Source organism: Bacillus sp. Medicinal_06 (genome assembly GCF_056711665.1).
The window spans coordinates 37,864-58,958 of sequence record NZ_JBWYHD010000008.1 but is presented as its reverse complement, the minus strand read 5'-3'; the positions used below and the strand labels follow the sequence as shown (position 1 = coordinate 58,958).

General features: G+C 35.9%; 20 protein-coding genes and 2 pseudogenes. 18 read left to right on the top strand and 4 right to left on the bottom strand.

Translation table 11 applies throughout. The features are described 5' to 3' along the window. Nucleotides 1-12 precede the first annotated feature (12 nt). From AC1M36_RS19715 to fsa, 8 genes are all read left to right on the top strand, one after another. On the top strand, nucleotides 13-1,629 hold the full coding sequence (locus AC1M36_RS19715) for an MDR family MFS transporter (RefSeq protein WP_479846126.1): 1,617 nt from the start codon (nucleotides 13-15) through the stop codon (nucleotides 1,627-1,629). 116 nt (nucleotides 1,630-1,745) lie between these two features. Then, the gene (locus AC1M36_RS19710) at nucleotides 1,746-2,717 is read left to right on the top strand and encodes a LacI family DNA-binding transcriptional regulator (protein ID WP_479846125.1); all 972 of its coding nucleotides are present in this window, start codon (nucleotides 1,746-1,748) and stop codon (nucleotides 2,715-2,717) included. Nucleotides 2,718-2,730: 13 nt separating this feature from the next. Continuing rightward, nucleotides 2,731-3,627: a ribokinase gene (rbsK, locus tag AC1M36_RS19705; protein ID WP_336452989.1), complete on the top strand. Its 897-nt coding sequence runs from the start codon at nucleotides 2,731-2,733 to the stop codon at nucleotides 3,625-3,627. Next, a complete protein-coding gene (gene rbsD, locus AC1M36_RS19700) occupies nucleotides 3,624-4,019 on the top strand; it encodes a D-ribose pyranase (protein ID WP_336452990.1) in 396 nt (131 codons plus the stop codon). Before rbsK ends, rbsD begins: the two co-directional genes overlap by 4 nt. An 18-nt stretch (nucleotides 4,020-4,037) precedes the next feature. Next, nucleotides 4,038-5,522 (top strand): sugar ABC transporter ATP-binding protein, encoded by a 1,485-nt coding sequence (locus tag AC1M36_RS19695; RefSeq protein ID WP_479846124.1) that lies wholly within the window; start codon nucleotides 4,038-4,040, stop codon nucleotides 5,520-5,522. A gap of 3 nt (nucleotides 5,523-5,525) precedes the next feature. Further along, entirely contained in the window at nucleotides 5,526-6,461 is a 936-nt protein-coding gene (locus AC1M36_RS19690; RefSeq protein ID WP_479846123.1) for an ABC transporter permease subunit, read from the top strand. 14 nt (nucleotides 6,462-6,475) lie between these two features. Continuing rightward, a complete protein-coding gene (gene rbsB, locus AC1M36_RS19685) occupies nucleotides 6,476-7,399 on the top strand; it encodes a ribose ABC transporter substrate-binding protein RbsB (protein WP_336452993.1) in 924 nt (307 codons plus the stop codon). 34 nt (nucleotides 7,400-7,433) lie between these two features. Continuing rightward, complete coding sequence (gene fsa / locus AC1M36_RS19680; RefSeq protein ID WP_174100274.1) at nucleotides 7,434-8,081, top strand: fructose-6-phosphate aldolase; 648 nt, start codon at nucleotides 7,434-7,436, stop codon at nucleotides 8,079-8,081. Nucleotides 8,082-8,176: 95 nt separating this feature from the next. Here the strand turns inward: fsa and AC1M36_RS19675 are convergent. After that, nucleotides 8,177-8,380 (bottom strand): annotated as a pseudogene (locus tag AC1M36_RS19675) (helix-turn-helix domain-containing protein); the annotation flags it as partial. Nucleotides 8,381-8,780: 400 nt separating this feature from the next. Between AC1M36_RS19675 and AC1M36_RS19670 the strand changes: the two are divergent. Then, on the top strand, nucleotides 8,781-9,188 hold the full coding sequence (locus AC1M36_RS19670; RefSeq protein WP_336452994.1) for an RDD family protein: 408 nt from the start codon (nucleotides 8,781-8,783) through the stop codon (nucleotides 9,186-9,188). A 208-nt stretch (nucleotides 9,189-9,396) separates the two neighbouring features. On the opposite strand, the gene AC1M36_RS19665 is transcribed toward AC1M36_RS19670, so the two are convergent. Continuing rightward, nucleotides 9,397-10,551 carry an MFS transporter gene (locus AC1M36_RS19665; protein WP_479846122.1) on the bottom strand — a complete coding sequence of 385 codons (1,155 nt, stop codon included), beginning with the start codon at nucleotides 10,549-10,551 and terminating at the stop codon, nucleotides 9,397-9,399. Between the two features lie 228 nt (nucleotides 10,552-10,779). On the opposite strand from AC1M36_RS19665, the gene bdhA reads away from it, so the two are divergent. The 5 genes from bdhA to AC1M36_RS19640 all read left to right on the top strand — a co-directional run bounded on the left by bdhA (nucleotide 10,780) and on the right by AC1M36_RS19640 (nucleotide 16,043). Continuing rightward, entirely contained in the window at nucleotides 10,780-11,832 is a 1,053-nt protein-coding gene (gene bdhA, locus AC1M36_RS19660) for a (R,R)-butanediol dehydrogenase (RefSeq protein WP_336452996.1), read from the top strand. Nucleotides 11,833-11,951: 119 nt separating this feature from the next. After that, the gene (locus tag AC1M36_RS19655; protein WP_479846121.1) at nucleotides 11,952-12,296 is read left to right on the top strand and encodes a potassium channel family protein; all 345 of its coding nucleotides are present in this window, start codon (nucleotides 11,952-11,954) and stop codon (nucleotides 12,294-12,296) included. Between the two features lie 250 nt (nucleotides 12,297-12,546). Then, on the top strand, nucleotides 12,547-13,398 hold the full coding sequence (gene cerA, locus AC1M36_RS19650; RefSeq protein ID WP_336452998.1) for a phospholipase CerA: 852 nt from the start codon (nucleotides 12,547-12,549) through the stop codon (nucleotides 13,396-13,398). Nucleotides 13,399-13,569: 171 nt separating this feature from the next. Beyond that, nucleotides 13,570-14,742, top strand: coding sequence for an amino acid deaminase/aldolase (locus tag AC1M36_RS19645; RefSeq protein WP_336452999.1), 1,173 nt, complete (start codon nucleotides 13,570-13,572; stop codon nucleotides 14,740-14,742). Next, nucleotides 14,730-16,043: a D-arabinono-1,4-lactone oxidase gene (locus AC1M36_RS19640; RefSeq protein ID WP_336453000.1), complete on the top strand. Its 1,314-nt coding sequence runs from the start codon at nucleotides 14,730-14,732 to the stop codon at nucleotides 16,041-16,043. Before AC1M36_RS19645 ends, AC1M36_RS19640 begins: the two co-directional genes overlap by 13 nt. Nucleotides 16,044-16,046: 3 nt before the next feature. Here the strand turns inward: AC1M36_RS19640 and AC1M36_RS19635 are convergent, their stop codons facing one another. Further along, nucleotides 16,047-17,198 (bottom strand): VanZ family protein, encoded by a 1,152-nt coding sequence (locus AC1M36_RS19635; protein WP_336453001.1) that lies wholly within the window; start codon nucleotides 17,196-17,198, stop codon nucleotides 16,047-16,049. Between the two features lie 143 nt (nucleotides 17,199-17,341). Next, a complete protein-coding gene (locus tag AC1M36_RS19630; RefSeq protein WP_336453002.1) occupies nucleotides 17,342-17,644 on the bottom strand; it encodes an antibiotic biosynthesis monooxygenase family protein in 303 nt (100 codons plus the stop codon). Between the two features lie 607 nt (nucleotides 17,645-18,251). Between AC1M36_RS19630 and AC1M36_RS19625 the strand changes: the two genes are divergently transcribed. The 4 genes and pseudogenes from AC1M36_RS19625 to AC1M36_RS19610 all read left to right on the top strand — a co-directional run bounded on the left by AC1M36_RS19625 (nucleotide 18,252) and on the right by AC1M36_RS19610 (nucleotide 21,095). After that, the gene (locus tag AC1M36_RS19625; protein WP_336453003.1) at nucleotides 18,252-19,526 is read left to right on the top strand and encodes a 3D domain-containing protein; all 1,275 of its coding nucleotides are present in this window, start codon (nucleotides 18,252-18,254) and stop codon (nucleotides 19,524-19,526) included. Between the two features lie 103 nt (nucleotides 19,527-19,629). After that, nucleotides 19,630-19,858 (top strand): annotated as a pseudogene (locus AC1M36_RS19620) (helix-turn-helix transcriptional regulator). Then, complete coding sequence (locus tag AC1M36_RS19615) at nucleotides 19,851-20,324, top strand: DUF2178 domain-containing protein (protein WP_336453004.1); 474 nt, start codon at nucleotides 19,851-19,853, stop codon at nucleotides 20,322-20,324. Before AC1M36_RS19620 ends, AC1M36_RS19615 begins: the two are co-directional and overlap by 8 nt. 135 nt (nucleotides 20,325-20,459) lie before the next feature. Next, on the top strand, nucleotides 20,460-21,095 hold the full coding sequence (locus AC1M36_RS19610; protein WP_431613275.1) for a class A sortase: 636 nt from the start codon (nucleotides 20,460-20,462) through the stop codon (nucleotides 21,093-21,095).

The window sequence follows — 21,095 nt, the reverse complement described above, 5'->3', positions numbered from 1 at the left end:
TGAGGAGATTACATGGAGCAACAAGAAAACCAAAATAGAAAGTTGTTGTTAATTGGTCTAGTTATTGCGATGGTATTTGCTGCGTTAGATGGAACAATTGTTGGTACAGCAATGCCGCGTATCGTTGGTGAACTAGGCGGATTAAGTTTAATGACATGGTTAACAACAGCGTATATGTTAACATCAACGACAGTTGTACCAATTGCAGGGAAGTTAGCTGACTTATTAGGACGTCGTAACGTATATATAACAGGGTTAGTTATTTTCATGGTTGGTTCAGCCCTTTGTGGTATGGCAAACGGCATGACGGAGTTAATCATTTTCCGTGGTATTCAAGGCCTAGGTGGCGGTATTATGATGCCAATGGCGATGATTATTATCGGGGATATGTTTACAGGAAAAGAACGTGCGAAATGGCAAGGGATTTTCGGAGCATTATATGGTCTTGCATCTGTAATTGGACCGCAAGTAGGTGGTTGGATTGTAGATGCTGTCAACTGGAGATGGGTATTCTATATAAATTTACCAGTTGGTGTGTTAGCGACAATCTTTATTGCAATGGGATTAAAATCACATAAACAAACAGGACCAATTAAAATTGATATTGCTGGTATTTTCACGATGATTCTCGGTGTTGTAAGTTTATTACTTGCATTAACATTCGGCGGGAAAGACTATGCATGGGATTCTTGGCAAATCATTGGGTTATTTGCACTTGCAATCATCGGCATCGTAAGCTTTGTTATTGTTGAAACAAAGGCAGAAGAGCCAATTTTGCCAATGCATTTCTTTAAGAACCGTACATTTACACTACTAAATGCAATTGGTTTCTTTATGAGCATTGGAATGTTTGGAGCAATTATGTTCGTTCCATTCTTTATGCAAGGAATTGTTGGAGTAAGTGCTGCTGAATCTGGAACGATCATGACACCAATGATGATTACGATGATTGTGATGAGTATTATCGGTGGTCAGCTCGTATTAAAAGTTGGCGTGAAACCACAAATTATTACAGGGATGCTTATTATGGCTAGTGGTTTTTGGTTGTTAACGACAATGGATATGCATACAAGTAAGCTTGTTGCAACTTCTTATATGAGCATTATCGGTTTAGGAATGGGACTTGTAATGCCAACATTAACATTAGCATTGCAAGAAAGTTTCCCGAAAAAAGATCTTGGCGTTGTAACATCTTCCAGTCAATTCTTCCGTCAAATTGGGGGAACATTCGGGATTACGATTTTAGGTTCTATTATGAATAATACTTCAGGTACAGTTCTAACTGAGAAATTAGTGCCGGTATTAGATAAGTTTCCGCCACAAGCTGGAGAAATGGTAACGAAGTTTAAAGATATGATTCATACAGATCCACAAGGTTTATATTCTATGTTATTTAGTCCAGAGGCATTAAAGCAAATGCCAGAAGCATTCTCTAATAGCATCGTACCTATTTTAAAAACATCTTTAGTAGATTCACTTCACAGTGTATTCCTAACAGGATTAGTCTTTATTGTGGTCGGTGCCGTATTTACGATTTTCTTGCAGAAAATCAAGCTTTCTGATCGTAAGAAAGGTGCAGAAGAGTCTGCTGCGGTAGAAGAAAAAGAAACGAACGTATCTTACTCATAATGAGAAAAAAGCATCGCCTTAGGGCGATGCTTTTTAGTTAGAAGTGATTGACGTATTTTTAGAAATAAGTTATATTATTTTGTGTAAACGGTTACATGTGATGAGGAGGGAAGAGAATGAGTACGATAAAAGATGTTGCGAAATTAGCGGGAGTATCTGTTGCGACCGTTTCCAGGGTGTTAAATAAGAACGGGTATGTTCGCGAAGATACGCTAAAAAAAGTAGAGCGAGCAATTGAAATGTTGGATTATAAGCCTAGCACGGTAGCGCGTTCTCTATATAATAAAAAATCTCGTTTAATCGGTTTGGTCGTTCCAAATATCGTGAATCCATTCTTTCCAGAAGTTGCACGTGCCGTAGAGGATGTAGCACATAAACAAGGATACACAGTTGTACTTTGTAATTCTGATGAAAGTTTAGAAAAAGAGAAACAATATATTGATGTACTTAGACAAAACAACGTAGATGGGTTTATTGTAGCAACGAACCCGCAAAATAGTGTGAATTACATGAATCTATCTATACCAGTTGTGGCAATTGACCGCATGTTTAATGAGAGAATCCCTACAGTATACGCAGATAACTATGCGGGGATTCAAGAGGCAACGAAGTTACTATTAGAAAAGGGTTGTAAACATATTGCCCATATTCGTGGACCACGTGACGTAAGTACTGCAAATGAACGATTTGAAGGTTTTGTAGATATGATTACAGAGTATGGTCTTTCTTATATGATTGCTGAGAGTACATTTGATCCAGCAAATAGCGAACGTGTTACGATGGAATTACTAGACGAATATCCGCATATTGATGGTATTGTAGCAGGAAATGATTTGATTGCAATCGGTGTAGTCAAGGCAGCTTTGCAGAAGGGGATTGCTATTCCTAATGAATTACAAATCATTGGGTTTGATGGTATTTCTTTAACAGAAATGATGCATCCATCCATTACAACAGTGGCACAGCCTATTTATGAGATGGGGCGTATTGCAACGGAATTACTATTAGAGCAGATGGTAGGAAAACCATTAGAAACCGAACATTATCGTTTACCGATTAAAATTATAGAACGAAATACAACGAAGTAAGGAGATGAGATATATGCCAAACATTGCAGTAGTCGGCAGTATTTCAATGGATTTAGTCGCCGTTTCAAAAAAGCGACCGAAAGCAGGAGAGACGGTAATTGGTGAAGCGTTTCATACAGTGCCAGGAGGAAAAGGTGCCAACCAGGCAGTTGCTGCAGTTAGATTAGGTGCGAATGTAGCAATGGTTGGAGCTGTAGGGAATGATGATTACGGTAAAGTAGTTAAAAATAATTTAGAGAATGAACGTATTTTTATCGATTATGTGGTACCGGTTACAGGTGAAACGACAGGTATTGCCCATATCGTGTTAGCGGAAGAAGATAACAGCATTGTTGTTGTACAAGGTGCAAATCGTCTTGTAAACGAAGAAATTGTAAATCGTGCAAAAGATCTTCTCGTAAAAGCAGATATGGTTGTACTTCAGTTGGAAATACCACTAGAGACAGTAGAGTATGTTCTTAATCTTTGCGAAGAGCATAAAATTCCAGTGATGTTAAATCCAGCCCCGGCACAAGTTTTATCAGCAGATATTTTGGAAAAGGCAACATATATTACACCGAATGAGCATGAGTGCCGCATCGTATTAGATGATTTTACGTCACCAATTGAAGAATTACTTGCGAAATACCCAAATAAGTTATTGATGACAGAAGGTAGTGAAGGCGTTCGTTTCCATAATGGTGCAGAAGTTGTTCATGTTCCAGGCATTTCTGTAGAAGTAGTAGATACGACAGGAGCTGGCGATACTTTTAACGGTGCATTAGCGGTTGCACTTGCGGAAGGTGAGCTACTGGAAAAGGCAATTCGATTTGCAAATATTGCGGGTGGTCTTTCTGTAACAAAGCTAGGAGCACAAGGCGGTATGCCAACAAGAGAGAGACTCCGGGAAGTGCAGGTGATTGTCGGATGAAGAAGCACGGTGTATTAAATAGTGAAATCGCTGCTGTGCTTGCTTCACTTGGGCATACGGATACAATTGTGATTGCGGATTGTGGCTTACCAATTCCTAACGGTGTGAAACGAATTGATTTAGCTATTGAACTTGGAAAACCATCATTTTTAGATGTATTACAAGTTGTAACAGATGATATGGCAGTTGAAAAACTAACATTAGCAGAAGAAATTACTACGTATAATGCAGAGGTAAACCAAGAAGTTGAAGAACGTTTGAAAGAGGCTGCTTTTGAATATGTATCTCATGAACAGTTTAAAGAACTTACAAAACAGGCGAAGGCAATTATTCGTACAGGAGAAGCAACGCCATATGCGAACGTTATTTTACACGCAGGTGTGATTTTTTAATAAAGGGATGTGATGAGAATGCGAATTGAAATGAAAAACATTTCGAAAGCGTTCAATGGCAATCCTGTTTTGAAACATGCACAGTTTAGCATTGAAACAGGAGAAGTTCATGCACTGATGGGGGAAAATGGAGCCGGTAAATCAACGCTCATGAAAATTTTAACAGGTGTATATACAAGAGATGGTGGTCAAGTCACGATTGATGGGCAAGACCGAACTTTTAAAAACGCGAAAGAAGCAGAAGAGTACGGAATTGCTTTTATTCATCAAGAACTAAACATATTACCGAATTTAACAGTAGCTGAAAATATGTTTCTTGGAAAAGAGCTTATGTACGGAAAAACAGGTATCCTGCGTACGCGTCAAATGAATGCTATTGCGCAAGAGCAATTAGCAAGTCTTGGGCTACATGTAAAAGGGGCTATGCTTGCTGGGGAATTATCAGTTGGGCAACAGCAAATTATAGAAATTGGTAAGGCGTTAATGACAAATGCAAGCGTTATTATTATGGACGAGCCTACCGCAGCATTGACGGATCGTGAAATTGAAACGCTCTTTACAGTTATAAATAAATTACGCAAAGAAGGCGTGTCTTTTGTTTATATTTCACATCGCATGGAAGAAATTTTTTCAATCTGCGACGCTATTACTATTTTACGTGATGGAGAATATGTGGGAACACGGTTAATTCCTGAAACGTCATTTGATGAAGTGGTAAGCATGATGGTTGGCCGTAGTATTGGTGAACGTTATCCAGAGCGAGATGCTAAGATTGGCGAAGTTATTTTTGAAATGCGTAACGGCACGAAAAAAGGAAAGTTTGAAAATATTTCGTTTCAAGTGAGAAAAGGTGAAATTCTCGGTGTCGCTGGATTAATGGGAGCTGGTCGCACAGATATTATGAAAGCGATTTTTGGCTATGAACCATTAGATTCAGGGCAAATATTTATGAATGGACAAGAGGTGAAAATTGACAGTCCAATTGATGCAATAAGGCAACGAATTGCTTTTATCACTGAAGATAGAAAATCAGAAGGGCTTGTATTAGACTTTTCTATTCGTGAAAATTTAGCATTACCAAACTTAGAAAGTCTTTCAAAAGGTAGTGTAATGGATAAAGGAACGGAAGAGCAGTTTACAAGGGATATGATGAAGCTTCTGAATGTAAAGGCGGCAAATGGGGAACAGCCTGTCAAATCACTTTCTGGTGGAAATCAACAAAAGGTCGTCATTGCAAAATGGCTAGGAATCCAGCCGCAGTTGTTAATTTTAGATGAACCAACGCGTGGCGTCGATGTTGGAGCGAAAAAAGAAATTTACTCAATTATGAACAAGCTTACAAATCAAGGCGATGCCGTTATTATGGTTTCATCCGAACTACCTGAAGTATTAGGAATGAGCGATCGTGTTCTTGTTATTCATGAAGGAAAAGTAGGCGGCATTTTAGAGAAAGGTAAAGCAACACAAGAGTCCATTATGGCATTAGCTACAGGGGGAGAATAAGTTATGGCTAAAAAGGGGAATGTTTTGCAACAACTTGGTTCTTTAATTGGATTAGCGCTTATCATTGTAGTCATTACAGCACTAAATCCAGCATTTATTGAAATTCCAAACTTGTTTAATATTTTACGTCAAGTATCGATTAATGCACTAATCGCATTTGGAATGACCTTCGTTATTTTAACAGGGGGTATTGACTTATCAGTAGGTTCTATTTTAGCATTATCAAGTGCACTTGTTGCTGGAATGATGGCAAGTGGCATGGATCCATTCCTTGCAATGGCAGTTGGATTATTGGCTGGTCTTGTAATGGGGATTGTAAACGGTATCATCATTGCGAAAGGAAAAGTGGCACCATTTATTGCGACATTAGCAACAATGACCATTTTTCGTGGCCTTACGCTCGTTTATATGGATGGACGTCCGATCACTGGCCTTGGCGACCATTTAATGTTTCAAATGTTCGGTCGTGGTTACTTCATTGGTATTCCAGTACCAGCTGTAACGATGATGATCGCTTTCGCAGTTCTGTACTTTATTCTAAAGAAAACGACATTTGGACGCCGTACTTTTGCAATTGGTGGAAATGAAGAAGCAGCGGCATTATCAGGTATTAACGTAACGCGAATAAAAGTAATGATTTATGGTCTTTCTGGAATATTGGCAGCGCTTGCAGGCATTGTGTTAACATCACGTTTAGATTCTGCACAGCCAACTGCTGGTACTTCTTATGAACTAGACGCAATTGCTGCAGTTGTATTAGGAGGAACAAGCCTTTCGGGTGGAAGAGGTTGGATTGTCGGCACATTCATTGGTGTACTGATTATCGGTGTATTAAATAACGGTCTAAATTTATTAGGTGTATCTTCTTTCTTCCAACAAGTTGTAAAAGGACTTGTTATCTTACTGGCTGTATTAATTGATCGTCGAAAAGAAGCATAATGGAGGGACAATTCATGAAAAAATGGTTACTTGCGCTCGTTGCACTTATCATGATAATCACTGCTGGTTGTTCAATGGAACCACCAGAATGGGCAAAGGATTCTAGCGATAAAGGTCGAAATAAAACTATTAAAGTTGGATTTTCTGTTTCCACCTTAAATAATCCATTTTTCGTTACGTTGAAAAAAGGTGCAGAAAAGAAAGCGAAAGATAGTGGCATTGAATTGATTGCTGTTGATGCTCAAAATGATGCAGCGAAACAAACGAACGATGTCGAGGATTTAATTCAAAAAGGCGTTGATGTAGTTGTTATTAATCCAACAGATTCAGATGCGGTTGCTTCAGCTGTAAGTGCAGCGAATGCAGCAAACATCCCTGTTATTACAGTGGATCGCGTTGCAAACTCAGGAAAAGTTGTTTCACACATTGCATCAAATAATGTAGAAGGTGGCCAAATGGCTGGTGACTACATTCGTGAACTTGTTGGTGAAGGGGCAAATGTCGCTGAGCTAGAAGGGATTCCTGGATCTTCTGCTGCTCGTGAGCGCGGGAAAGGATTCCATAACGTAGCTGACAAAGGATTAAAAGTCGTTGCAAAGCAAGCTGCTGACTTTGACCGTGCCAAAGGATTATCAGTTATGGAAAACATATTACAGGCAAATAATGATATTAAAGCAGTATTTGCTCATAATGATGAAATGGCATTAGGTGCGCTTGAGGCATTAAAATCTGCTGGAAAAACAGATGTTGTGGTTGTTGGATTTGATGCAACTGATGATGCTGTGAAGGCAGTTAATGATGGGCGTATGGCAGCAACGATTGCTCAAAAACCAGAGTTAATCGGAGAGAAGGCGATGGAGACAGCAAAACAGGTGAACCAAGGTAAAAAAGTGGAAAAATTCATTCCGATTGAATTAGAGCTTATTAAGAAAAAATAAATATAAAATGAAAATTAGGAAGGAAGAATAACAAATGAAATTTTTTATTGATACAGCAAACATTGATGAAATTAAAGAGGCAAATGATTTAGGAGTATTAGCAGGTGTAACAACAAACCCATCACTTGTAGCAAAAGAAGGCGTAGACTTCCATGAACGTATTCGTGAAATTTGCAGCGTTGTAGAAGGACCTGTTAGTGCAGAAGTAATCAGCTTAGAAGCAGATAAAATGATTGAAGAAGGAAAAGAATTAGCAAAAATCGCTCCAAACGTTGTTGTTAAAGTACCAATGACAAAAGAAGGGTTAAAAGCAGTAAAAGCATTCTCTGATCTAGGAATCCGTACAAACGTTACGTTAGTGTTCTCAGCAGTACAAGCATTACTTGCAGCGCGCGCTGGTGCAACATACGTATCTCCATTCTTAGGCCGCTTAGATGATATCGGTCATAATGGTATGGATCTAATTCGCCAAATCGCTGACATCTTTGTAATTCACGACATTAAAACAGAAATTATCGCAGCATCTGTACGTCATAGCGTTCACGTAACTGATGCAGCATTAAACGGTGCACATATCGCAACAATTCCAGCGAATGTAATCGGAGCATTAGTAAAACATCCGTTAACAGATCAAGGAATTGAGAAATTCTTAGCGGATTGGGAGAAAACACAAGGAAAATAAATAATTAAAAATCACAACTCACTTGTTTGAGTTGTGATTTTTTGTTATATAGAAAAGTTTATGGAGGGATAAATCGATTAAAGATGATTCATCTTTTCTCTCACTTTTTTTCGAATTTTAAAACTTAAGCGATTATTATGTTCTTCATTTTCTACTAAAAGTTTTTCAGTTTCAGGAAACCCTTGACCATTTTCCCACTTACTAATCGCTTGCCTTGAGGTGTTTAATTTTTCAGCTAAATCCTCTTGAGAAAGGCCTTTTTCTTTTCTTAACTTAAAAAGTTTCTCACCAAAAGCCATATGTATAACCCCCTTTGTTTTGATAACTAAATTGTATATAAACATTGCTTTCTGTTCTATCATATGAGAAATGCACTTTGTCAACTTACGGTTGCAATTATGTTATATGATGCATTTTTCATATGATTTAACTGTAAAACCAATATTTAGAATTTTCAAGCGTCAAAATCACCTAATACCATGTTATAACGATTTCAAAAACAAAACCTTATCAAATACTGTAGGGAAAAGAAATATTTCCAAGGAAATTGTCGAGATATATGCAAGGGTTACCCAAATTCTATTGGAAATGATGAAAGGGACATTGCGTATAGATATAAGGTCGGCTATATTTAAAATTAAACATACAGAAAACATTGACTTATAAAGAGGAGATTGTTTTAAAAGGAGTGGGAGCAATATGTATGAAAAGGAACCTGCAGGGTTTTGGAAGAGATTCTTAGCTTGTATTGTTGATGGGTTACTGATTGTTCCTATGTATATTATGTTTTTAAGTTTAGATGTATCCAAGTCTCATACGGAAATGATAGTCAATACTTTAAACTTTTTATATTTCCTGATTGTACCTGCTATATGGCTAGAGTTTACAATAGGGAAGAGAGTGATAGAAATCCAAATTATTCGTATAGATGGGGAAAAGATTACATTATGGACTACATGTAAGCGTTATTTGCTAGCTATAATTGTATATATACTTACATTAGGAATTGGCTTTATTATAAGTGTATTTATGGTAGGGTTACGTGAGGATAGAAGAGCAATTCATGACCTTATTGCTGGGACACAAGTGATAGAAGTAGAGGAATAGAGCATAACAAACGATGAGATGTTTGTTAAATATGATAATGGTTTACAAAAATCATATTAATTGAGAGATGGTGTTTCAGTTAAAAAAATGCTGGATCCTATAATATCACATTAACAGATATCCGAGATGGACATGTTACAGTATATGTTCTTGATACAAAGTGCTTTCGGTAAAAAATTTACCTGAAAATAAAAAACAATGATGGCATTTAACCCATCATTGTTTTTTTCACTTTTCCTCTTACATAAATCATAGAAGCAAATGTGAGTAAGAATGCGGTTCCAATTACAAAGCTTACGCTCGGTGATGCCCCGATTGCCCCCACTGTAAAAGATCCTGCAACAACGCCTAATGAGAAGAATGCGTAAAATAATCCGAATGCCTTCCCGCGTTTATCTTCAGTTGTATTTTCAACGAGTAAAGCATTAATAGATGGGAAGAGGATGGCGAATCCAATTCCATAAATCATCATCACAATAAAGAGCATCCCTTTTGTTGTAAAGATGCCAAGTAATGATAAGGCAAGTGCCATGACTGCAATACCGATTAGCATCATTTTTGAACGGTCAAAGCGGTCATAAATACGATTTGTCGGTAGCAAGAAGAAGAGGATAGCAGTAATTCCAAATACACTTAGCATCATGCCTGTTGTAGATGCTTTAAGCGCTAATGCTTCTACTTTTACGGGCAACATATATGTGACGATTCCTTGTGAAAACATCAATGTAAAAGCGCCAATATATGCTTGTAATAATGGTTCGGATTTTAGTAATCCTATCATATCTTCTTTGTTCATCATTTGAGTTCGTGAAGTATCTTTTCTAGTTACATTGTTTGGTAACAAGAAAAGGGAAACGATTGTACCGAGTACCATTAAAATCGAAATCGTAATAAAGACCCATTCAACGCCTGCAGTTGCTTTCATAATTCCACTGAAAGCAGGACCAACGATAGCGGCTGTTCCGACAGCAGCACCGGATAGTGCCATTGCTTTTCCTTGTTTTGTAGATTTTGTTTGCTTAGATAGGAAAGTAAAGGCTGCAGGGATTAAGAAGCCATCACTAAATCCGTGTAAAAAACGAACGATAAGTAATTGTTCGCCGCTCTGAACAACGGTATACAATAATACTATGAAACTCGTAAGGGCCATACTTATATAAAGTACTTTCTTTGCTCCAAACTTATCAACAGATGCACCTGCGACAATATTGCCGATCATATTGGCAAACGAGTACATTCCGACAACAAGACCGATAATAAGAGGTGTTCCTCCGAGGCTTTGCGCGTAAGTACTCATAATTGGTAATTGTGAAAATGTATCTAAAAACGCTACGATAACAATAAAATAAATGAAATATTTCAAGTGATGTTCACCTCTCCTCTGCTATTATGGCATAATGCGAATTTCTCCTGCAATGAAATTGAATTAACAGATGTGGAAAAAAAGCACAAAGTGACAGAAAAATGAACTTTTCTTGTTAAAATTTGGTGAAACTCAGATTGATGTTTTGAAATATATGGATATTAGTACTATAATAGAATGGTAAACTTCACCAGGTTAAGTATATATACATAGAGAGGGATGCATAAAATGAAAGCATTACTTTGGCATAATCAACGTGATGTAAGAGTAGAAGAAGTTCCAGAACCAACTGTACGACCAGGAGCAGTAAAAATCAAGGTTAAATGGTGTGGTATTTGTGGAACAGATTTACATGAATATTTAGCAGGACCTATTTTTATTCCAACAGAAGAACATCCACTAACACATGTGAAAGCACCTGTCATTTTAGGTCATGAATTTAGTGGTGAAGTTGTTGAAATCGGTGAAGGCGTTACAACTCATAAAGTAGGGGATCGCGTTGTTGTAGAACCTATTTATTCTTGTGGTAAATGTGAAGCTTGTAAACACGGCCATTATAACGTTTGTGAACAACTTGTTTTCCACGGTCTTGGTGGAGATGGCGGTGGCTTCTCTGAATATACTGTAGTACCAGCAGATATGGTTCACCATATCCCAGATGAAATGACTTATGAACAAGGTGCACTTGTAGAACCAGCAGCAGTTGCAGTTCATGCAGTGCGTCAAAGTAAATTAAAAGAAGGAGAAGCTGTGGCTGTATTTGGCTGTGGCCCAATCGGACTTCTTGTTATCCAAGCTGCGAAAGCTGCAGGTGCAACACCTGTTATTGCAGTTGAACTTTCTAAGGAACGTCAAGAGTTAGCAAAATTAGCAGGTGCTGATTATGTATTAAATCCAGCAGAGCAAGATGTATTAGCAGAAATCCGTAACTTAACAAACGGTTTAGGTGTAAATGTTAGCTTCGAAGTAACAGGTGTTGAAGTTGTACTGCGTCAAGCAATTGAAAGTACAAGCTTTGAAGGTCAAACAGTAATTGTCAGCGTATGGGAAAAAGACGCAAAAATCACTCCGAACAACTTAGTATTAAAAGAAAAAGAACTTGTTGGTATTCTTGGATACCGTCACATTTTCCCATCTGTTATTAAATTAATTAGCTCTGGTCAAATTCAAGCAGAGAAATTAATTACGAAAAAAATTACAGTGGATCAAGTTGTCGAAGAAGGATTTGAAGCGCTTGTAAAAGATAAAAATCAAGTGAAGATTCTTGTTTCACCTAAATAATATATAATATAGAAGAAAGTAGTCTTTTTCTAGAAATAGAAGGAGGCTACTTTTTTTACGCATAGAAAGGTGATAGACTTTCCTTTGAAGAATTAGCTTGAGTATGAAGGGGGAGTCGCATGCTTTCATTTTTATTAACTTTAAAACGAATGCTAACAGCTTGTTTAAGAGCCTGGAAAGATAAAGAATTTCAAGTGTTATTTGTGTTAACCATTCTAACGTTAATATCAGGAACTATTTTCTACAGCACGGTAGAGGGATTACGTACGATTGATGCATTGTATTTTAGCGTCGTTACATTAACGACAGTTGGCTATGGAGATTTTAGCCCGCAAACAGACTTTGGGAAAATCTTTACGATATTCTATATTTTCATTGGAATTGGTTTAGTGTTTGGATTTATTCATAAGCTAGCGGTAAATGTTCAATTGCCAAGTATATTATCAGGGCGAAAAAAAGAGTAAAAGCAATCAGGTGTAATCCGGATTGCTTTATTTTTTTACAATATTTTAGTTGTTTCTTTGCAGAAGATTAATATTCGTTTACTAAAATGCAAATGAAGCATATCACCCATAAAATTATAATGATATGAAAATTTTCATAATGTATTTTCTCAATACAAATTAGTAGAAAGGTGGGATATTCTAATCATAGGTTAATCATATGATGTAAATTACACATTTAAAGTAAATGAATAATAAACGGAGGTTTCATATGAAAAAGAAAGTATTAGCTTTAGCAGCAGCGATTACATTAATGGCGCCATTACAAAGTGTAGCATTTGCTCATGAAAATGAGGGCGGAAAGCAGGTAAGGGCAATTCAATATTGGTCTGCGGAAGATAAGCATACAGAGGGTGTAAACTCTCATTTATGGATTGTTAATCGTGCAATTGATATCATGTCCCGTAACACAACGATTGTACAACAAGATCAAGTAGTGCTATTAAATGAATGGCGTACAGAATTAGAGAATGGTATTTATGCTGCTGATTATGAAAACCCTTACTATGATAATAGTACATTTGCTTCTCATTTCTATGATCCTGATACAGGGAAGACATATATTCCTTTTGCTAAGCAAGCAAAAGAAACAGGAGCTAAATATTTTAAACTTGCTGGTGAAGCGTATCAAAAACAAGATATGAAACAAGCATTCTTTTATTTAGGTTTGTCGCTTCATTACTTAGGGGATGTCAATCAACCAATGCATGCAGCAAACTTTACAAATCTTTCTTATCCACAAGGATTCCACTCTAAATATGAAAACTTTGTAGATACAATTAAAGATAATTATAAAGTGGCTGATGGAAATGGATATTGGAATTGGAAAGGAAAAAATCCTGAAGATTGGATTCATGGAGCAGCTGTAGCTGCTAAGCAAGATTATGATGGAATTGTAAATGATACTACAAAAGATTGGTTCGTTTGGGCGGCTGTATCGCAAGAATATGCTGATAAATGGCGTGCAGAAGTTACACCAGCAACAGGAAAACGTTTAGTAGAAGCGCAGCGTGTCACAGCTGGATATATTCAGCTTTGGTTTGATACATATGGGAATCGCTAGAATGATTGTTAATTTCTGATTTACAAACATACACACATAGTAGAGGTAGTAATTGCTATAAAATAGTGAGGAAGTTTCTTCGTAAAGAAGAAACTTTTTTAATTTAGATACAGGAGAATATCAGTTTTCTTCCAATATATATAAGACATATATAGAAGGGGAGAGGAAAGTGTGGAGCGTAACATATTTCAAAAGGTTCCCTTACCATGTGCATTTCTTGATGAAGAAGCGTTAGAAAAAAATATTCAATCCATTGTTCAATTATGTAGAGGGAAAAAAGTTCGTATTGCTAGTAAATCGTTACGATCTGTTCCAGTGATGAAGAAAATTTTATCTTCTAATAGTTGTTTTCAAGGCATTATGTGTTTTTCACCACGAGAAGTACCATTTTTAATAAAACAAGGATTTAATGATTTGTTGCTTGGATACCCTGTATATGATGAACAAGCACTGCAAGAAATTAGTTTGCTTACAAAACAAGGATTTATAATCACTTGTATGGTAGATTGCATCGAACATATTAGTTATTTAGAAAAAATTGCAATAGAAACAGGTGGACGTTTTCGAATTTGTGTTGATATCGATATGAGTAGCCGTTTTTTTCAATTTCATTTTGGTGTTAGACGTTCTCCGATACGTACTACTACTGATGTTTTAAAAGTTATTGAAAAAGCAATGCAATCTTCCGTTTTACAAATAGATGGTGTAATGGGATATGAGGCACAGATTGCGGGAGTTGGGGACGATGTACCAAAGCAAGGGTTTAAAAATAAAGTCGTTTCCTATTTGAAAAGAAAATCAGCATGGGAAATAGTAAAAAGAAGACAAGATATTGTGAAGGAAATAGAAGGGAAAGAAATTATGCTTCGCTTTGTAAATGGAGGCGGTACAGGAAGTATAAAAACGACAATGCAAGATGAATGTGTTACAGAGATTACAATCGGTTCTGCTTTCTACTCTCCTAAGCTCTTTGATTATTATAAAGATATTCGTTTTGAACCAGCTGTTGGCTTTGCGTTATCGATTGTTAGACAGCCAGACTTTCATATATATACTTGCCTAGGTGGTGGATATATTGCTTCAGGATCAGTTGGGAAAGACAAACAACCTGAAATTTGGGAGCCAAGTGGGGCAAAGTTGTTAGCTTTAGAAGGAGCTGGAGAAGTGCAAACACCCGTTTTTTATAATGGTTCAGAATATCTAACCGTTGGAGATGTCATGTTATTTCGACACAGTAAAGCGGGAGAACTATGCGAACGTTTTTCATCGCTGCATCGTATTGTAGGTAACAAAGTTATAGGAGAGTATTCAACATACCGGGGGGATGGTCAATGCTTTCTATAAAAGGGCAGAAATGGAGAAATTGGACAGGGAATGTAGAAGGGACTCCGCAATATATGATGTATCCCAAAAGTATAGAAGACGTAACGGAAGTAGTGAAGTTCGCAAAGGAACAGGGAAAGAGTATTCGAGTTGTTGGATCAGGACATTCATTTACACCTCTTGTTCAAACAGAGGAAATTCTAATGTCTCTAGATGAGCTACAAGGGATTGTAGATGTAGATGCACAATCATTCATAGTGGAAGTATGGGCTGGAACAAAGTTGTATAACTTAGGGAAATTACTAGAAGATAAAGGATATGCGCAGGAAAACTTAGGCGATATCGATTCGCAATCTATTGCAGGAGCTATTAGTACAGGAACGCATGGAACGGGCATTACATTTGGGAGTTTAGCGACACAGGTAGTGGAAATTACCGCTGTTCTTGCTACAGGTGAAATTATTGTTTGTTCTGAGAAAGAGCATCCTGAATTTTGGAAAGCATTTCAGTTATCACTTGGTATGCTTGGAATTATTGTAAAAGTCAAATTAAAAGTCATCCCAGCTTATTCGCTTATCTATGAAAGCAAAAAGGAATCGTTTTCTACTGTTATGAACAGACTGGAAGAATATAAAAAACATCGTCATTTTGAATTTTTTGTGTTTCCATATTCAGACGATGTTCAAGTGAAGATTACAGATGAAACGACAGTGAAAGGTATGGATTTAAAGTGGCATAAGTTCAAGACAGAACTACTTGAAAATATAGCTTTTTCATTATTGTCTAAAGGATGTAAGTTCATACCTTCTATAAGTAAAGGAGTTAGTAGACTATCAGCAAAGGCAGTGCCGAATACGAAAACAATTGGTCCTAGTTATCAAATATTTGCTACGTCTCGTAATGTTCGTTTTTATGAAATGGAGTATAGTGTCCCAGCACAGTATATGAAAGATGTAGTCCAGGAAATTTACAACCTTATTGAAAGGAAGAAATTCCAAGTTCATTTTCCAATTGAATGCCGCTATGTAAGGGGAGATGATATATGGCTAAGCCCTACGTATGGAAGAGATTCAGCATATATTGCCGTTCATATGTATAAAGGAATGAAGTATGCTGCATACTTTACAGCAATAGAACATATTTTTCAAAAGTATGAAGGACGTCCACATTGGGGAAAAATGCATGCAATGCGATATGAACAGTTGCAAGCCATTTATCCTAAGTTACATTCTTTCTTGGAAGTTAGAAAGAAAATAGATCCAACGGCGTTATTTTTAAATCCGTATTTGGCAAAAATGTTTTCTATTCATGAAAAAAGCTGACAATTATTTGTCAGCTTTTTTGAGTGTAATTGCATTTCTTGTATGGCTTATATGCTCATAAAATAATAATTTATCTCGACTAAATACATGTAATAAGACATGTAGAATGAAGAGACCATTAATTGAGAACATAAACAGTAATATAATGAACATAATTAATGGATGAGCTTGATTCAATATGGAACTACTAGAGAGAATATAGTTCATTCCACCTAAAACAAAATAGAACAGGCCGTAACGAATGCATAATTCCTTAATGGTAATTCGTTCACTTTTCCCTTTTATTTGAATACGTAGAAGTGCTTTACCAATTGTTTTTCCGTTCGTTAAATACGGAATGAAGATGAAATAAATGAAGACCGCACATATGATAAAAATAAGCTCATATAGATTCGTATAAGACTGGATACTAGAAATGAAAATAGAATTCCCTTTATTTTTTATAGCTGGTACAACAATGGATAAGAAAATCCAATCAATTTGCAGTGCGATAAGACGACGAATAAATCCGACTGGTTTCGTAGCTAAATCGACATGTGCATCTAATTCATTTGATTTAGGAAGGAAGTACGTGAATATTGGTGCAATAAAATAACCAACTGCCCCTCCTAGTGTATTTAAAAATAGATCATCAACATCAAATAAACGATACGCACAATTATATATACCGTACAATCCAGTTACTTGTGTCACTTCAAAAAATAGTGAGAGACAAAGGGAAAAGAAGATTGTTTGTAAAAAGCCAAGACGGAAATAGTAACGTAAATATATGCCAAATGGAATCGTTAACAGTGCGTTGAATACAACTTGTAAAAAGGCAGATTCTTTTAATAAGTAGAAATAGGTAGCAGGCTTTGCTAATATCGCTGCTGTATGGTTGCTAATTTCTTGAATGAAATAAAATGGCACAAGCTGAACGTGCTGTGTATTAGCAGGCTGCAGACTACATGTATCATAAGTTTGTGGCAGCGGTAAGATAACAAGAAAATAAGCGTTTAGCAAATAAAGAAGCAAAGAGTATAAAATAAATGAACGCCATTTATTTAAATAGCCATATTTCCTGTAATTAAATATTAAAAATGGAATCAATAGAATCATTGCTAAAAGGGGAAATAGAATAAATGCTGTTTTAATAGGAAATAAATAAGCTGTCAAAATGTGGCTCCTTTCGAAAAAATTCGGTTTTTATTATAGCCTTAATAAAATGTAAAATCAAATTTTATTTTTTAGAGGCCGAATTGTTTCGATAGGTAAGGGGAATGGGTAAGAGCCTTACTGCAATGTTGCAGAAGGCTTTTTTAGTGCGGATATTTAACATGTATAGCATTGGATTTTGACGAGAGAATATAACTTTGGAATTGTTGTTTCCATGGCATAGTTGTAGTTTCTTGTTTTCGAGAAATCCACTCATGATAATCTTGTTGTGTTTTCCATAATATACGAATCATATACTCGTTGCCATATTCAGTACGCTTCATACGAGAAAATTCTAGATTAATAAATCCGTATGCACCAGAGTTTGGATAGTATTCTTGTAAAGAACGAATAATTTTTTCTTCATAACCAAATTTAATATGGATAAGTTTTGTAACAATAAACATGATTGCACCCCTTTTGTATTAGTAATGAGAAATTAGAATGAATATCCTGTTTCAGTCAGAACATGTGCAATCCCTCCTGTTATTCTTCCGAAGTTAGGGTATATTTGTAGTATCGATTCATCCTGTTCGTAACGAATAGTATAATACATGATACGCTTAATATTATACTATTCTGAAAATTCAAAGTAAATAAAAGGAAGACGACAAATTTTTTATCCGTATTAATACTCCCACATCAAAATTCAATGAAAGCAAAGAAGTTAGATGGGAGATGAACTGTCCGTAAAAGCTTGATATGTCAGTTTTTTAATTTGGATTTAAATACTTTGTAGTAGGTTGTCATAAACTGTAAAAAGACTAATTTTGTATCAGCATGGTTCCTACAGGATTTGACAATGCTTTTAATGTCGTGTAATCTGTTATTTCTAATATACGAATCTATGTTTTTGTAAGATTTGTATGAAAAACAGTTATTAAAAGTTAAAAGTTTATTACATTTTATGGTTTGTTTTTGTTTTTTTGTCATTAAAAATAAAGTGTATTTAATGAGTTTGTAAACAAACTGTAAAATAAATCATGTATAACTGTATGAGAAGGGAGTCGGATTATGAACTATTTTAAGCGAATCAGTAGTCTAGTATTAGCAGGAATTATTGGTCTTTCTAGTACAGTCGCTGTCAAAGCTGAGTCAAACGACGAGAAACTGAACAACATGCAGCAGCAATTGCAGCAGAATAGCAATGATATTCAGCAAAAAGAACAAGAGAAGCAAGCTGTTAATAAAGAAATACAAGGTATTGAAAATGAACTACATAATTTAAATAATACAATTACAAAAAACAAAGAGGAACAAGCTGCTATTCAGCGTAAAATCGATGAAACACATAAGCAAATTGAACAGAAAAAGGGAGAAATTATCGTTTTGGAAAATAAAGTACTTGCTCGTAAAGATATTATGAAAAAACGTATGGTTTCTGTTCAAAATAGCTCAAATACGAGTTTAGTAGTCGAAGTTGTAGTAGAATCAAAGAACTTTGCTGATTTCTTACAACGTATGAATGCAGTATCTACAATTTTAGATGCAGATAAAGAAATTTTACGTCTGCAAGAACAAGATCTTCGTCAAATTGAAGAAGATAAAAAAGCAATTGACGAAAAAGAGGCATCTTTAGAAGTAGATAAGCAAAAATTATCAAAAGCACAAGCTGACTTACAAGAAAACTTGAAAAAGCGCCAAGAAAACTTACAAGCTGTGCAAGCAAAGTATAATCAAATCGCAAGTCAAATTAATTTAGCAGAACAAGAAAAATCAAAAATTGAAGCAAACATGAAAGAAGTACAAGAAACAATTGCGCGTGAACAAGAGGCGGCAAGATTAGCAGCGGAAGCTCAGGCGAAAGCGGAAGCAGAAGCGAAAGAACGAGAAGAAGCTTTAGCAAAAGCAAAAAAAGAGGAAGAAGCAAAAGCGAGAGAAGAAGCTTCTAAGCAAACAACTTCAGCACCAGCACCTAAACAATCCGAAAATACAACAAAAGCACCAGCTCCTCAGCCAGAATCAAAACCGGCTAAAGGTGGACGTGAGATTTATGTAGAGGCAACTGCTTATACAGCTGATCCAGCTGAGAATGGCTATAAACCAGGTGAAATTGTAAAATCTAAATTGGGTCATAACTTAACTGCAAACCCAGGAATGAAATTGATTGCTGTAGATCCAGCTGTTATTCCATTAGGATCTCGTGTGTATGTTGATGGATATGGTGAAGCAATTGCAGGAGATACTGGCGGTGCTATTAAAGGATATAGAATTGATGTATTGATGCCAGATAAAGCTTCATCTAGTACTTGGGGACGAAAAAACGTTAAAGTTACAATTTTAAGTTAAAATCAAATCCAACTTTACATTAGGTAAAGTTGGATTTTTTTGTGAGTTTAATGTTAAGTTAAGTTTACATTTTGTAAAGTCTAGCATACAGTAATGGTAATATGTGGTAAATTTGACCGTTTGTAATAGAGTAAAGGAGCTAAGAGCCCGTTTTAATTTCACGCAAAGCGTATTAGCTGAAAAAGTTGGCGTAACAAGGCAAACAATTGCAGCAATTGAAAAGGGCGATTACGTTCCATCACTGTTATTAGCACTGACGATTTTTTGATGTATTTGATTTAAAGATGGAGGATGTGTTTGTTTTAAATAAGGAAGGAGAAAAAGGTGAATAGAATCATTTTGTCCTATGTGGTGAATGTGTTGTTTATTGGGTTAGCTAGTTGGACGTTTATTGAACTCTATTATGCTGTTATTGAGCTTGCAAATGTTATTCAAAATGAGCAAGTACCATTTGAGATAACAATAAATATAGTACCGCTTTTATTGTTATTGATTGCAACAGTTATATCGAATATTTTCTATAACGTACAAAAGAAAAAATATAAGAAATTATCTTTTTGGATGTTTCCTTTATTATTTCCACAAGAAGATGAGCGTGAGGAAGAACTTACTGGAAAAGCCTTCCGTACAACATTTGTTTCATTGTGGTATGTTTTACCTTGTGCAATTGGACTCTTGACCTTTTCGCCTGTGGTACACCTATATGTCCCAGGATATCCACTATATATTATATTTTTTATTTTCTTTATTCAAATGATGATATTCCATGTTTCTCTTTATCGAAATAAAATTGCGTAAGGACGTGCCGCGTGCACGTCTTTTTTATCATATAGGTCAATAAGCTTTTTCCTTCCGTCTAACACTTGTACATAAAGCTATCTTACTTTATCATCGTATATAGAAGTAAGATTTTGTAATGGAAAGGAATTATGTATGAATAAGAGGAGAATGTATAGTATATTAGCAGTTCTGTTATTTGTTGTAGGTGGTATTTTAATTGGTAAGCCATTTTATGACGGATATATGGCAGAGAAAAAGCAAACAGAAAATGTACAAGCTGTTCAGAAGATGGAATACGAAAAGCATGAAACAAAATTTGTAGATGCATCTAAAATTGATCAGCCTGATTTATCAGAGGTAGCAAATGCATCATTAGATAAAAAACAAGTAATTGGCCGTATTGAAATTCCAAGCATTTCATTAAAATTACCTATTTTAAATGCTTCTACTGAGAAAAACTTATTATCAGGAGCAGCGACTGTAAAAGAGAAGCAAGAGATGGGCAAAGAAAATTATGCATTAGCAGGACATAACATGTCTAAAAAGGGTGTTTTGTTTAGTGATGTATCTTCGTTAAAAAAGAACGATAAAATTTATTTATATGATAATGAAAACGAGTATGAGTATGCTGTTAAGAATGTATCAGAAGTAACGCCTGATAAATGGGAAGTAGTAGAAGATCACGGGAAAACGGAAGTTACACTTATTACATGTGTGTCTGTATCAGATAACTCCAAGCGTTTTGTTGTTACAGGAGATTTTGTTCAGACTAAGAAAATAAAAAGCTGA

Excerpts from the sequence above, each read along its gene's own strand:
- AC1M36_RS19640 (WP_336453000.1), top strand. The coding sequence starts at position 14,730 with ATGCTTTCTATAAAAGGGCAGAAATGGAGAAATTGGACAGGGAATGTA.
- AC1M36_RS19715 (WP_479846126.1), top strand. The coding sequence starts at position 13 with ATGGAGCAACAAGAAAACCAAAATAGAAAGTTGTTGTTAATTGGTCTA.
- AC1M36_RS19690 (WP_479846123.1), top strand. The coding sequence starts at position 5,526 with ATGGCTAAAAAGGGGAATGTTTTGCAACAACTTGGTTCTTTAATTGGA.
- rbsD (WP_336452990.1), top strand. The coding sequence starts at position 3,624 with ATGAAGAAGCACGGTGTATTAAATAGTGAAATCGCTGCTGTGCTTGCT.
- bdhA (WP_336452996.1), top strand. The coding sequence starts at position 10,780 with ATGAAAGCATTACTTTGGCATAATCAACGTGATGTAAGAGTAGAAGAA.
- AC1M36_RS19670 (WP_336452994.1), top strand. The coding sequence starts at position 8,781 with ATGTATGAAAAGGAACCTGCAGGGTTTTGGAAGAGATTCTTAGCTTGT.
- AC1M36_RS19655 (WP_479846121.1), top strand. The coding sequence starts at position 11,952 with ATGCTTTCATTTTTATTAACTTTAAAACGAATGCTAACAGCTTGTTTA.
- AC1M36_RS19610 (WP_431613275.1), top strand. The coding sequence starts at position 20,460 with ATGAATAAGAGGAGAATGTATAGTATATTAGCAGTTCTGTTATTTGTT.
- AC1M36_RS19625 (WP_336453003.1), top strand. The coding sequence starts at position 18,252 with ATGAACTATTTTAAGCGAATCAGTAGTCTAGTATTAGCAGGAATTATT.
- rbsB (WP_336452993.1), top strand. The coding sequence starts at position 6,476 with ATGAAAAAATGGTTACTTGCGCTCGTTGCACTTATCATGATAATCACT.
- AC1M36_RS19710 (WP_479846125.1), top strand. The coding sequence starts at position 1,746 with ATGAGTACGATAAAAGATGTTGCGAAATTAGCGGGAGTATCTGTTGCG.
- rbsK (WP_336452989.1), top strand. The coding sequence starts at position 2,731 with ATGCCAAACATTGCAGTAGTCGGCAGTATTTCAATGGATTTAGTCGCC.
- AC1M36_RS19630 (WP_336453002.1), bottom strand. The coding sequence starts at position 17,644 with ATGTTTATTGTTACAAAACTTATCCATATTAAATTTGGTTATGAAGAA.
- fsa (WP_174100274.1), top strand. The coding sequence starts at position 7,434 with ATGAAATTTTTTATTGATACAGCAAACATTGATGAAATTAAAGAGGCA.
- cerA (WP_336452998.1), top strand. The coding sequence starts at position 12,547 with ATGAAAAAGAAAGTATTAGCTTTAGCAGCAGCGATTACATTAATGGCG.
- AC1M36_RS19695 (WP_479846124.1), top strand. The coding sequence starts at position 4,038 with ATGCGAATTGAAATGAAAAACATTTCGAAAGCGTTCAATGGCAATCCT.